General features: G+C 38.8%; 9 protein-coding genes. 8 read left to right on the top strand and 1 reads right to left on the bottom strand.

Annotation, left to right across the window (positions count from 1 at the left end; genetic code table 11):
• Nucleotides 1-30 precede the first annotated feature (30 nt).
• Nucleotides 31-603 carry a hypothetical protein gene (locus ACQY77_RS04830; protein ID WP_421939116.1) on the top strand — a complete coding sequence of 191 codons (573 nt, stop codon included), beginning with the start codon at nt 31-33 and terminating at the stop codon, nt 601-603.
• 11 nt (nt 604-614) lie between these two features.
• Here ACQY77_RS04830 and ACQY77_RS04825 read toward each other — a convergent pair whose 3' ends face one another.
• Entirely contained in the window at nt 615-1,349 is a 735-nt protein-coding gene (locus ACQY77_RS04825) for an AAA family ATPase (protein ID WP_421939117.1), read from the bottom strand.
• 519 nt (nt 1,350-1,868) lie between these two features.
• On the opposite strand from ACQY77_RS04825, the gene ACQY77_RS04820 reads away from it, so the two are divergent.
• From ACQY77_RS04820 to ACQY77_RS04790, 7 genes are all read left to right on the top strand, one after another.
• The gene (locus ACQY77_RS04820; protein WP_428430122.1) at nt 1,869-3,332 is read left to right on the top strand and encodes an RtcB family protein; all 1,464 of its coding nucleotides are present in this window, start codon (nt 1,869-1,871) and stop codon (nt 3,330-3,332) included.
• 1 nt (nt 3,333) lies between these two features.
• Entirely contained in the window at nt 3,334-3,951 is a 618-nt protein-coding gene (prfH, locus tag ACQY77_RS04815) for a peptide chain release factor H (protein ID WP_421939119.1), read from the top strand.
• A gap of 414 nt (nt 3,952-4,365) precedes the next feature.
• Nucleotides 4,366-5,244, top strand: a complete 879-nt coding sequence (locus ACQY77_RS04810) for a polysaccharide lyase (protein ID WP_421939120.1) — start codon at nt 4,366-4,368, stop codon at nt 5,242-5,244.
• A gap of 300 nt (nt 5,245-5,544) precedes the next feature.
• Nucleotides 5,545-6,756 carry a Pycsar system effector family protein gene (locus ACQY77_RS04805; protein ID WP_421939121.1) on the top strand — a complete coding sequence of 404 codons (1,212 nt, stop codon included), beginning with the start codon at nt 5,545-5,547 and terminating at the stop codon, nt 6,754-6,756.
• The gene (gene ppk1 / locus ACQY77_RS04800; protein WP_421939122.1) at nt 6,756-8,798 is read left to right on the top strand and encodes a polyphosphate kinase 1; all 2,043 of its coding nucleotides are present in this window, start codon (nt 6,756-6,758) and stop codon (nt 8,796-8,798) included. The genes ACQY77_RS04805 and ppk1 overlap by 1 nt, the downstream gene beginning before the upstream one ends.
• A 10-nt stretch (nt 8,799-8,808) precedes the next feature.
• Nucleotides 8,809-9,708, top strand: coding sequence for an SdiA-regulated domain-containing protein (locus ACQY77_RS04795; protein ID WP_421939123.1), 900 nt, complete (start codon nt 8,809-8,811; stop codon nt 9,706-9,708).
• A gap of 46 nt (nt 9,709-9,754) precedes the next feature.
• A complete protein-coding gene (locus ACQY77_RS04790; RefSeq protein ID WP_421939124.1) occupies nt 9,755-13,363 on the top strand; it encodes a BamA/TamA family outer membrane protein in 3,609 nt (1,202 codons plus the stop codon).
• The last annotated feature ends 36 nt before the right edge of the window (nt 13,364-13,399 follow it).

Here is a 13,399-nt window from a genome sequence, read left to right as displayed (position 1 = left end):
TTAAAACATTGGACTAAATTTGTTAGAACAATGAAAAAGATACGCGTTTCAATAATACTCCTCACATTCTGGCTTGCATTAGCATCATTTTATTCAAATGCGCAATCAGCCATGATCAATGGTGATAAACTAATTGAGCAACTTATTGAAACGCGTTATCATTTTAACAAACAGCTGATAAAAGGGAAACCTGTAGCGCTCCCACAATCAGTTAGTATTGTAGAAGGTGCGCAATGCTCCATTCTATTTAATGGTGCCGAATACCTCATTAGCCACAATCAAATAGTTGGTATAAAAGGCCTTTCTTTAGCAGTTAATACATTGCAGGCGATTAACGAAAGAATATTGTTTTTGGATAGGATTCAACGCACATGCTCGGAAAAAGCAAACTTAACTTATGGCGCTGCATCAAGAGATTTACAATATGTGAAAACGCTGGACAGGCGATACTTTGCTGCATTGAATAATTTAAGATCGTTTACTTCCAACATCGCCATAAATGCTAAAAAACCGAAGCCTTCGGTATGGATTGAGATGTTTATCGCAAAAACAGATATTCCAAAGGAATTATTGGCTCAAAATCAAATCACCTCAGGTAATTGAGGTAGTTAAAATTAATTGCTCATCAGATGTCTCAGATATAATTTAGGGTTGTCCAGGAAAGATTTGCTGAGTGAGAAGTGTTCAGTCTGCTCGTAAGTTGTTTTTGTTACGCCCTTTTCATCAAATTGGTATATATCGGCCTCCGGGTAACAAATAAGCATTGGGGAATGGGTTGCAATAATAAATTGTGCTCTGCCACTCTGCTCCAGTTCGTTGATTATAGCCATAAAAGCCAATATTCTTGCAGGTGAAAGGGCCGCTTCAGGCTCGTCAAGAAGGTATAGACCTGCATCAAACTGATTGTTAAATAAAGATAAAAAAGATTCCCCATGCGATTGTTCATGGAGAGATCGCCCCCCATAAGCAGCTAGAATGCGGCCATCGTCTTTTGCCAGTTCATCAATATAGCTTGCGAAATTAAAAAAATTCTCTGCACGCATAAAAAATCCATTGTTAATTCTCCGGGGTGTCCAGGAAAGGGTTAATCTGGATGTTAAAGGAGATTCGTAGCCTTGGAATCTGTGGCCAATATTCTGATTATGATTGCGGTTTCCACCGTTTAAGCTAAAACCACAATATGCAGCAAGACCTTCCAGAAGTGTAGATTTACCAGAGCCATTTTCACCAACAAAGAAAGTAACATTGCTTTTTAACCGAAGTTGTAATCCTTTATTAATGCTGGGAATTTGTTGCAGATAGGAGCCGTCTTGAATTGCCGGAAGAGATATTTCAGATAAAAAAGGCATTTGTATGTTAATTAAAGAAAATACTGTGTGTCTAATTTACTAAATAGTTTGCGATTTAAAGTTTAAATGACACCTGAAAGCTTTTTTAAGAGAAAACAACTAATTAGAATAATTTTATTACCTTTGCAACCAATTCCTAATTCGTTAACCTTTAAATCAATAGGAATCATGTCAGCGCAAATCTACATATCGCCCCTTTCGCTCATTGCCTAAACAGGCAGGCAAATACTTTATTTTTCTTGAGTAATTAGCGTATTAACAGTTAAGTTATTAACCAGTTAAGCAATTAAACCTTTAATCGTTTATTTCAATCTTAATTTGCTTTTCAGTTAAGCAATTGGACAATTAAACAGTTAAACCATTATCCTCAAGAAGCTACCTTGTCTGTCTTTTCCTTTGAGCACCTTTAAAAAGGGTATATCTCCGATCGGGGATGAATCGAAATCAAATCAATTGTAAATTTTGGCAGTCTGCAAGACGGACAAGCTGCTATGCTTTTCAATCTGAACAAGCTTAGCTATGGGCCAAATAAAAAATATTGGATTGGTGTTAAAGCCAATCCGGGTTAAAAAATTAAGCCATATGGGCAATTTAAGAACAAAAGATTTAAGTAAAATCGGTTATCACAACGACCAGCTCAGGAGCCTGGTTATTGGATTAGCCGCTAAAAATTTCAAACACCACAGTAAACAAGAATTATTGGATCTGTTGGTAAATATTATGCATAATCCGGAAGCATTTTTGGATAATGAATTAACCAGTAAAATTGCTGAAAAGATAATCGGCAAAGCTAAGTCGGTTTCATTCCAGGCTTATGAACTGCGAAATGAGCCAGTTTTTTGCAAAACCTATGGGGCTAAGCAAATTGAATCGGCAGCAAAAAAACAAATGGAGCTGGCCAATTTACTTCCAGTTAGCCTGCAGGGGGCCTTGATGCCTGATGCACATATGGGTTTTGGCTTACCTATCGGAGGAGTGCTGGCCACTGATAATGCCGTAATTCCTTACGCTGTTGGAATGGACATAGGTTGTAGAATGGCGTTGTCTATTATTGATGAAACTGAAGGGTTCCTCAAAAGATATGCTTATCAGGTTAAAGAGGCTATGAAAACAAACACTCATTTTGGTATGGAGGGAGGATTAGCCATGAGGCAGGAACATCAGGTTTTAGATAATCTGTTGTTCAATGAAATTCCATTCCTAAAGCCTCTGAAAGGAAAGGCTGCAAAACAGCTGGGTTCATCTGGAGGTGGAAATCACTTTGTGGAATTTGGAGAAATTGAAATGTTACCCGATAACACGCTGGGATTGCCTGCGAAGAAATATGTAGCCTTACTTACACATTCCGGGAGCAGGGGCTTAGGTGCTGCCATCGCTAAACATTATACACAAATGGCGATGAACACCTGTAAACTTCCTCGCCATGCGCAACAATTGGCCTGGTTAGATATGAACAGTGAGGCAGGGCAGCAATATTGGATGTGCATGACTTTGGCTGGAGAATATGCAAAAGCATGCCATGAGCGTATACATGCCAATTTATTAAAAGCACTTGGTATGAAAGCATTGCATGTAGTAGATAACCATCACAATTTTGCCTGGAAAGATCAGCTTACAGATGGCAGATCAGTTATTTTACATCGTAAAGGAGCAACACCTGCGCATAAAAATGAGTTAGGGATTATTCCTGGAAGCATGACAACACCAGCCTATCTGGTATCGGGTAGGGGCAATGAACAAGCGTTGTTCTCTGCATCACATGGAGCAGGGAGAGCCATGAGCCGTCAAAAAGCAAAAGATAACATGACGGTTTCCGCCATGAAAAAGATGTTAAGCAGTGCTGGTGTTACCTTAATGGGGGGAACGGTAGAGGAAAATCCTTTAGCTTATAAGGATATTGAAATGGTAATGGCTGCCCAGCAGGATTTGGTAGATATCCAGGGAAAGTTCTACCCGCGTATAGTTAGAATGAATAAGGAGTAGCATGGAAAAGATGATTATACAAATTACTTCAGGTAAAGGCCCGGCAGAATGCTGCCGGGTTGTAGCCTGTGTGCAAAGCCTGATGATGAAAGAAGCTAAACGTTTAGGCATTGATATTGAAGTAATCGAAAGCAAGGCAGGTGAATTAAGTCGTACGCTTTTATCGGTCACCATGATGGTCACAGGAGATAACTTAGCTGCGTTTATCAATGAATGGAAAGGAACAATCCAGTGGATAGCACAAAGTCCTTATCGTAAATATCATAAGCGTAAAAATTGGTTTGTAGGTATTGCCGCATTTAATGTTAAAAGTTTAATGCAATGGATTCCTAAAGACATTAAGTTCGAAACTTGCCGTTCATCAGGGCCTGGCGGGCAAAACGTAAATAAAGTAGAAACCGCTGTTCGGGGTACCCACCTTCCATCTGGTATACAAGTAATGGCCATGGATAGTCGCTCTCAGTTAGAAAATAAGAAGTTATGCATGGAAAGGTTAAAAAATAAGCTTCTGGTATGGCAAACTGAACAACTGTTAGCCCAGCAGCAGGATTTATGGCAGGAACATCATGCACTTGAACGTGGAAACCCGGTTAAAACCATCAGAGCGGTTTTAATTTAGTGTTTCAAGGTTTGGTAAGCCAATAATAAGCAAATGCCTTTTAGTAATTTCAGGGAGACAATCCCGAAAGATTCGTCAAACTGAAATTATTAAAAGTTTAAAAACGTATCTACGTGTAATTAGCTTCAGTAAATCCACACCTGTCAGCGGTATTCCGGGGTTTATTTTTCATCAATACTAATCAACATTTTTAATTATTTCAATCGTTGTAAATGACGCTCATACCATAAAAGGGATATTTTTGGAATTGGTTGTCTTTTTGAACAGACGCTTTGTGTAAATTGGTATTACAGCTACACTTAACCATATATAATTTTCAAAACCAGAAGTTAAAATCAATCGCAAAGGGCGGTCGAGGACCTGAACTTGCAATCAGAAAAACTAACCAAATTTAAATCTAAAACTAAATTTCAAATGAGTGCAAAAATTAATTTATTTAAATTAACAGCTATTGCTATGCTCTTTTTTCCGGGCATTTCAGGATGTTCAAAAGATGATGCAACTGTAACCGGCACGGCGGCAGATCAGGACATTGTTGCAACTAAAACCATGGCTGTAGCAGCAGCCCAAGCTTATCCCTCTAATATTAATACCCAGTTCAATCATGCCGACGGGGCTTATTCTTATGATGAAGCCAGTGCTGATTTCGGCATGGCAGCTTTAACAGGCTGGAATGAAAGCAGGGCTTATATTTCTGGCAATTGGGCCAGGGCAACACTGGCGCCCAATGCCGTTTCTGATGGCCTCATTGCAGGAGCAGATATTTCTGATGGTTCGGCTTATGAAGCAACATTCAAAGTTCGCTTTCATAGCCAGTTCGATTGGAGCCGTGGCGGCAAGGTCGGTTTTGGTTTTCTCATTGGCGAGGGCAATACGGGCTGCGATATCGCTACAGATGGCAATGGCGGAAGCTTACGCCTCATGTGGTACAATACCGGATCAAGGGTTTACTTTCAACCTTATGTATACCACAGCCAAATGGCAGGGCCTTGCGGTGATACCTTCGGTAAAACTTACCCAACTTCTGGCAGCATACAAAAAGGTGAAACCTATACCGTTCATCTTTATGCCAAAAGCAATACCGGATCAAATAAAAATGGTTGGGTACAGGTAATTATAAACGGTACTACAGTACTTGATCAGGCCATCCGCTGGACAACCAATGATGCTCAAAGAATGATCAAAAGATTATCCTTCCACAATTTCAGGGGAGGAAAAGATGTAGCTGTATGGGGCTCAAGCCAAACCAGTTATATCTATTTTGATGACCTGGTTGTAAACAAAGTTGAGTAAGCGTTTAATTAAAGCTACAAACTGAAAACTGCCAGCTGAAAACTTTCAGAATGAACACTAAATCAGCCGCTCTTAGTTTGTTAGCCTGTTAATCCCCTTAGGTTTTCCTGAGGGGATTTTTTCTGATGCCTTCAGGTTTAATGAATTGGATTTGACTGCCTAAAACACATAAAAAAGGCATCATAATTGTTTGAGGAGATGGACGCATTTTTTTGTTAAAATTAGCGTAATTTTATAAGCGTTTAATAAGATATTAGGGAACTGAAATCTTATCGATGTAATCATCTCAGCAACAACTTCATGAATTATCAAAAACTACAAGACGAAGTAGAAAAAGAAGTAAGCAATTACTTTAATACACACAGCGACCCAAGGTTGGTTTACCACAATCTTGAACACACTAAAGAAGTAGTAAATGCTGCTCAACAGATAGCCAACCATTATCAGCTTAACGAGGAAGACTTTTTTGCCGTAACCGTAGCGGCCTATTTTCATGATACAGGTTACTTTGAAGACGCTTTAAACCATGAGGCGAAAGGTGCAGAACAGGCTGATCATTTTCTAAGTGCAAATGAGGTTTCGGCTGCAATACGTGAAAAAGTAAAGCGTGCTATTTTAAGTACTAAAATCCCTCAACAACCCCATACGCAATTAGATAAAATCCTTTGTGACGCAGATCTTTTTCACTTAGGGCTGGCAGACTTTCGTAAGAAGGGTAAGTTAATGCATAAGGAAGTTGAGTTAATCTATAAAAAAGATATCAGTAAGCTTGATTGGCGCAAGAAGGATATTGAATTCATGGAATCCCACCATTATCATACCGATTATGCTAACCTTTTACTCAACGATCAAAAACAAAAAAACGTAGAGAAACTAAAAAGTAAACTCAGTACTCAGGAATTAATCGATACAGAAATCGCACAGGCAGAACCGGAAGCCTCCATATTTGTTCCAAAAAACAAAAAAGATAAAGATGACCGACCGGATAAGGGGATAGAAACCATGTTCAGGATTACTTCTGCTAACAATCAGCGATTAAGCGATATGGCCGATAATAAAGCACATATATTAATAACGGTTAACTCCATTATCCTTTCCTTAATCGTAAGTTTATTATTGCGCAGACTGGATGATCATGGTAATCTGATTATTCCGACATTCATTTTATTGATGGTAAGTCTGTCCTGTGTAGTGGTATCCATTCTCTCTACCAGGCCATCTATCCCGCAAGGAGAATTTAGCCAGGAAGATTTAGAGCAAAAGAAAGTTAATTTACTGTTCTTCGGAAATTTTTACAAAATGTCGTTACCCAGTTATACTGAAGGCATGATCCGCGTAATGAATGATAAAGATTTTCTTTACGGAACACTCATTAAAGATGTTTATTCGCAAGGTGTGGTTTTAGGCCGAAAATATAAATTGATCAGATTAGCCTACAATATCTTTATGTGGGGTTTAATTGCGGCAGTATTTGCATTTATTATCGCTTACGCAGCCTACGGTAAACTCTAATGACAGAAATGATCGCTACAGCATTTTTTAACAGGGATTTAAGCTGGTTAAAGTTCAATGAAAGAATTTTAATGGAAGCCGAAAGAACTGAAGTTCCGCTATTGGAAAGAATCAGGTTTCTATCTATATTTTCTTCTAACCTCGATGAATTTTATCGGGTGCGTATGCCAGTGCTATTGGCTTTGGAAAAACTTAGCAACAAGGAAGATAATGACATTAGCCTGCAAGATGATTTATTGGTTGAAGCCCATAAATTGATTACTTCGCAACAACAACGATATGGCCTGGTTTTGAAGAATAGCATCATCCCGGCATTGAAAGAGCATAAAATAAGCCTTTTTTATACCGAAGCCTTTAACAAAACAATCAAAAAAGACATTACCCGTTATTTTCTGAGTCAGGTAATGGCCTTCTTGCAACCGGTATATTTAACAGCTGACACAGACTTTTTTCCTGCCAATAACCAGCTCTACTTTCTGATTACCCTTGAGCGGAAAGAAAGCAGTAAAGTTGTGGTTTTAAATATCCCTTCTAATGAGTTGCCACGTTTTTATAAATCTACCCAGGGAGAAGATACATCCGTTGTATTTTTAGATGATATTGTGCGCTTTCATTTAGATTATATTTTTCCTGATGATAAGATTACAGGTTGCTATAGCTTCAAAGTAACCAGAGATGCAGAAATTGATCTTAAAGATGAATACTCAGGAAGCCTTTCTGATCAATTGGAAAAACAATTGCTTAAGCGCGATTTAGGTTTGGCAACACGGTTTTTGCATCAACCAGGCATTCCGGTAAATGTATTGGAACTGTTGAAAAAGCTTTTTAACCTGCGCAAAAGAAGCCTGGTAGAAGGCGGGCAATATCATAATCTGAAAGATTTTATGGGATTTCCAGTAAATAATCCAAAGCTTTCAAACACTACCTGGTCAAAAATATGCAACACCGATGTAATTGATGGCACATTAACGCAGGCCATTAACAAAGGCGATATTATTGTGCACACTCCTTATCAAAGCTATGATAGTGTGCTTAGGTTTTTTAATGAAGCCGCTTTAGATGAGCACACAGTAGAAATTTATATAACACTTTATAGGGTTGCCAGCGACTCTAAAATTGTTAATGCTCTTATCAGTGCAGCCAAAAACGGAAAAAAAGTAACTGTTTTGGTTGAGCTGAAAGCCCGGTTTGATGAAGCCAATAACATCAAGTGGGCAAAAAAGATGAAAGCTGTAGGCATCGATATCATTTATAGTGTTAGCGCCCTGAAAGTTCATGCTAAAGTAGCCTTGGTTAAGCGCAAAATTGAGGGTAGAATGAAATATACAGGCTTATTATCTACAGGAAATTTCAATGAGAGTACAGCAGCTTTTTATACCGATCACATCTTAATGACGGCCAACAAAGATCTGCTGCGTGAGATAGAACTGTTATTTATCTTTTTGGCTAAAAGAGAGAAGCCAACACGTCCTGATCTGATTAAATTCGAACATCTTTTAGTAGCACAGTTTAATCTTCAGGAAAAATTCCTAAATTTAATAGATCGTGAAATTAATTACGCCCGTGCTGGAGAGCAGGCAGAGATCACGATTAAGATGAATAACCTGGAGGAGAAGGTATTGATCGATAAACTCTATGAGGCATCTACCGCCGGCGTGAAAATCAATATGATTGTGCGAAGCATTTGCAGGTTAATTCCAGGTGTACCGGGAATGAGTGAAAACATTACCGTTACCCGAATTGTAGATCGTTATTTGGAACATGGCAGAATTTTTATCTTCGGCAACAACGGTCAAACCGAAGTATATTTAGGGTCAGCCGATTGGATGAACCGCAATATTTACAGAAGGATAGAAGTGTGTTTCCCAATTTATGATCAACACATAAAAGATGAACTCATCAATTTGGTGAAAATCCAGAAAGAGGATAATACCCAGGCCGTGATAATTGATGAACAGATGAATAATGTTCCAGTAAACAATAGCCATAAACCTGTTGAATCTCAATTGGAGATTTACAATTTCTTAAAAAACAAGTCTTAAAATTCTCCCTATGAAACAATACAAAAAAAGTATTTTATTTACTACAACAGCATTTGTCATTGCCTTTACCGGTAGTTCTTGCGTAAATGGAAAGCATGATGAAAGCAAATCATCCGAAGCCGCTCTGGTAGAACAGGTAAAACTTCCATATAACCTGGATAATCCGGTTAAATACAATCTGCCACAAAGTCTATTCGAAGTTTCGGGCATTGTCTTTAACAAAGGGAATGCAGATCAGGTTTATGCTATTCAAGATGAAGATGGCGATCTTTTTCATCTGGGTTTGGAAGATAAAGATGCTAAATTTTCAAAGTTTGGTGCCAGTGGGGATTATGAGGATTTGACCATCATCAAAAATCAGGTTATTGTGCTTAAAAGTAATGGCGAATTACATATTTTTCCGTTATCGGAAGTAGGTAAGCCTGAAGTTGCCAACGTAACTAAAACTAAGGATCTGGTACCAAAAGCAGAATATGAAGGATTGGCATCGGATGAAAAAACCGGAACGGTATATATACTGACCAAAGAAAGCAAAGCTGACGCAAAGAGCAAGAGCACCAATATCTATGCTTTTCAGTTTGCAGAAGATGGAAGTTTAAAAGCCAGCGGAGAATTCTCCTTATCACATAAAGAGATAGCTGATTTGTCGGGAGATAAAAAAGTTAAATTCCGCCCCTCTGCTTTGGCTAAAAACCCAGCTACGCAAGAATGGTATATTTTGTCATCTGTCAATAAGATGTTGCTTGTAACAGATGCCAATTTTAAGATTAAAGCTACATATCCTTTAAAAACTGAATATTTTAACCAGCCAGAAGGAATAGCTTTTGATAAAGACAATAACTTATATATCTCTAACGAAGGCGGAACATTATCTGCCGGAAATATTTTACTGTTTAAACATCAACCCTAACTCATTCAATCAATAATTCAATAATTCCCTCACTCATCCCTCATTCATGATAGAAAGATTTACCCTATTTGCAATTTTATTCTTATTTAACCTGGTTGCTTTTGCCCAAGATGATATAAAATATCGGGTAATCTTGTTTGGTGATGCGGGTGAGATGAATGCAGGGCAGATGCAAGACCTGAAAAATGCCGCCAAACAAATTTTGCCAAAGAAAACTACAGTGCTTTATTTGGGCGATAACATTTACCCTAACGGGATGGGTTTGCCAGGCAGTTCGAATGAGGAGGATACAAAAAAGATCCTCCGATCTCAATTTGAGCCCATGCGAAATATGGGTGCTGCGGTTTATTTTATTCCTGGAAATCATGATTGGGATAAATCAGGGCCAGATGGATTAGCTAAGATTAAAGCCCAGGGTGATTTTCTTGCTGCGCAAAACGACCCTTTATTAAAACTCATACCAGCCAATGGTTGCCCTGATCCGGTGGCCATTAAACTTGGCGATAAGCTTACCATTATTGCGTACGATAGTGAGTGGTGGCTTTTCCCTTATGAAAAACAAAACCCGGATGGTGATTGTGATTGCAGGACAAAAGATGAGATTCTAGTCCGCATGGAACAACTTTTAGAAGAGAATAAGGACCGGGTAATACTTTTGGCTTCTCATCACCCATTTCAAAGTTACGGGCCGCATGGAGGGTATTTTAATCTAAGAAACCATTTGTTTCCGCTAACAGCGCTTAATCACAATTTGTACATTCCACTTCCCGTAATCGGTTCATTATATCCGTTTTTACGCTCCACTTTATTAAGCCCGGAAGATTTAAATCATCCCGCTTATAAAGATATGATCAAATCAGTCACCGGCGTTTTCGGCGATTACCCTAACGTAACCTATGTGGCTGGTCATGAGCATGGTTTGCAGCTTATTAAAGGCAAACAATTACAGGTTATAAGTGGTTCCGGGTCAAAGATTTCACCAAATAGAGGAGGGAGAAGTTCTTTGTTTAATGAAATGCAGCAAGGCTACGTGGTTGCAGATCAGCTGAATAATAACGACATGCGTTACACTTATTATGTTTACGCAGATACCGGTGTAAAAAGTGTTTATACCTACACCAAAAAATATGAAAAACTAACATTAAAAGACCGGATAAAAGATAAGCCAATTACTGCCGATAGTATTATTGTGCGGGTAAAGCCTGAATATGATAGTGTAGGCCGTTTCCACCGTTTTATATTTGGCGAAAATTATCGTAAAGATTACGCCACGAAAACGAAAGTTCCGGTACTTAGAATTTCACAGATAGCCGGCGGATTAAAAGCCACAAAAAGAGGTGGCGGAAATCAATCTAGGTCGCTTAGACTGGAAGATAAGAATGGGAAGGAATGGGTGCTGAGAAGTGTAGAAAAATATCCTGAAGTACTTCTCCCTGCACAACTCAGGGAAACTTTTGCAAAAGATGTAATTAAAGATAACATGTCTTCACAACATCCTTTTTCTGCACTGGTTGTTCCGGTTTTAGCTAAGGCGGGGGGCATTCCGTATAGCACACCGGTAATTGGTTGGGTTTCTCCTGATGATAACCTTGGCGAGTTTGAACCTGCTTTTGCCAATACACTATGCTTGCTTGAGGAACGCGAACCTTTGGGCGAATCGGATAATTCTCCTAAAATGGATAAGAAGCTAACAGAAGATAACGATAATACTTTAGATGGACCAGCCTGGCTTAGGGCACGGGCATTTGATGTTTTACTGGGCGATTGGGACAGGCATGAAGACCAGTGGCGATGGAAAGAAACGAAAAAGAAAGACGGTGGGTCACACTACATTCCTGTTCCGCGCGACCGCGATCAGGTGTTTTTTAAATCAGATGGACTTATCCAGCGTTATGCGCAAAGCTCATCGCTTTTGCCCATGATGCAAGGCTATGAACGCCCACTGAAAAATGTAAACTGGTTTTTATGGGAAGGTAGGGAGCTTAGCAGCCGTTGGACGGCCAATATCGGCAAGCAGGAATGGGATAAGGTGGTTCAGGATTTTTGTGCCAAATTTAATGATCAGGTTTTTGAAGCTGCATTGAAGAAATTACCAGAACCTGGTTATTCAATGCATCGCGAAGAGCTTTTGAAGTTGATGAAAACCAGGTTAAAGGATCTTCCTAGGTACATGGATGAATATTATTACTTTTTCAATAGGATAGTAGATATTGAGGTAAGCAATAAAAATGAATTAATCCAGATCGAAGATGCACCAAATAAAGCCCTTTCTGTTAAGATCAACAAAATTTCTAAAGAGGGAAACATTAAAGAAGAACTATTTAACCGCACTTTTGATCCGAAAGTTACCAAAGAATTGCGTGTATACCTGTATAATGGTAACGACAGTTTGAAGTTGAATAATAAAGCTTCTAATATTAAAATCAGAATTATTGGTGGCAAAGGAAACAAAGTATATAATTTCGAAAATAGCAATGCCAAAGTGAGACTTTATGGAAGAACCGATAAAGCAACTTATTTAGGAGAAGATGAAAATAAGATAACCAAAATTTTATCCAATGATACAGCTAATTTTAGTCACGTACACAAGGATATGTACCGCAGAAACCTCTTGCTTTTAAATGCAGGTTACAATAATGATGATGGTTTACTGTTAGGCTTAATGTATAACCAGACTAATCCTGGTTTTCGAAAAAAACCTTATGGTAACTCGCAAACCATATCCTTTTTACACTCTTTCTCTACCCGGGCATTTCGATTTAATTATAAAGGGGAATGGCTGAAGGCCTTAGGCAAAGCTGATTTTATCCTGAAAGCAGATGCTTATGCACCAAATAACACCCAGAACTTTTTTGGTTTGGGTAACAATACGCCATTTGATGCTGAAAATCATGAGATTTCATATTACAGAGCAAGGTATAACCTCTATCAGATCGATCCTTCAATAAGGTGGAGAAGGCCAAAATCTACTTTCAGTATCGGCCCCTCTTATCAATATTATAAATACAATCAGGAAGACAATGATGGCCGCTTTATTGAAAATACTAATCAGCTGCATTCTTATGACAGCCTAACTGTGCGCAATGAAAAAATGTTTGCAGGTGCCATTGTAAACTTTACCAACAACACCCGTGATAATGATTTATTACCTACTTTAGGGAGTTATGTAGATTTCAAATTGCTGGGTTATAAAGGCCTAAATAAATATTCTAACGCTTATGGACAATTCACGGCTAGTATTTCCTTGTATAAGAATCTCGATGGAAGGAAGAAATTTGTATTGGCAGATCGCTTTGGCGGAGGAATTACCGTAGGAGAGCCTGCTTTTTACCAGGCACAGTACCTGGGTGGCCAGGGCAACTTGCTGGGTTATCGTCAGTTTAGGTTTGCCGGCGACCATGTTTTTTACAATAATCTGGAATTGAGGGCCAAATTGGGCGATCTGGTAAGTTACGTATTACCGGGCCAGGTGGGCTTGATGGGTTTCTATGATGTAGGTAGAGTGTGGAAGAAGAACGAAGCTTCAAACGTATGGCATCATGGTGTAGGAGGGGGAATTTACTTTGCGCCCGCATCACTAACAGTAGTGCGTTTTATTATGGGACATTCTACAGAAGGATGGTATCCTTACATATCTTTTAATTTTAGGTACTAAATTTGTGTAACATATAAAAATAGCTGCAATCCAAGT

The organism is Pedobacter sp., assembly GCF_965279535.1.
In the GTDB taxonomy this organism is placed as follows: Bacteria; Bacteroidota; Bacteroidia; order Sphingobacteriales; family Sphingobacteriaceae; genus Pedobacter.
This window is presented reverse-complemented; position numbering and strand designations above follow the sequence as displayed.

What these genes read in the sequence shown, in the direction of transcription:
- ACQY77_RS04825 (WP_421939117.1), bottom strand. Translation starts at nt 1,349, where the DNA reads ATGCCTTTTTTATCTGAAATATCTCTTCCGGCAATTCAAGACGGCTCC.
- prfH (WP_421939119.1), top strand. Translation starts at nt 3,334, where the DNA reads ATGGAAAAGATGATTATACAAATTACTTCAGGTAAAGGCCCGGCAGAA.
- ACQY77_RS04795 (WP_421939123.1), top strand. Translation starts at nt 8,809, where the DNA reads ATGAAACAATACAAAAAAAGTATTTTATTTACTACAACAGCATTTGTC.
- ACQY77_RS04820 (WP_428430122.1), top strand. Translation starts at nt 1,869, where the DNA reads ATGGGCCAAATAAAAAATATTGGATTGGTGTTAAAGCCAATCCGGGTT.
- ACQY77_RS04790 (WP_421939124.1), top strand. Translation starts at nt 9,755, where the DNA reads ATGATAGAAAGATTTACCCTATTTGCAATTTTATTCTTATTTAACCTG.
- ppk1 (WP_421939122.1), top strand. Translation starts at nt 6,756, where the DNA reads ATGACAGAAATGATCGCTACAGCATTTTTTAACAGGGATTTAAGCTGG.
- ACQY77_RS04810 (WP_421939120.1), top strand. Translation starts at nt 4,366, where the DNA reads ATGAGTGCAAAAATTAATTTATTTAAATTAACAGCTATTGCTATGCTC.
- ACQY77_RS04805 (WP_421939121.1), top strand. Translation starts at nt 5,545, where the DNA reads ATGAATTATCAAAAACTACAAGACGAAGTAGAAAAAGAAGTAAGCAAT.
- ACQY77_RS04830 (WP_421939116.1), top strand. Translation starts at nt 31, where the DNA reads ATGAAAAAGATACGCGTTTCAATAATACTCCTCACATTCTGGCTTGCA.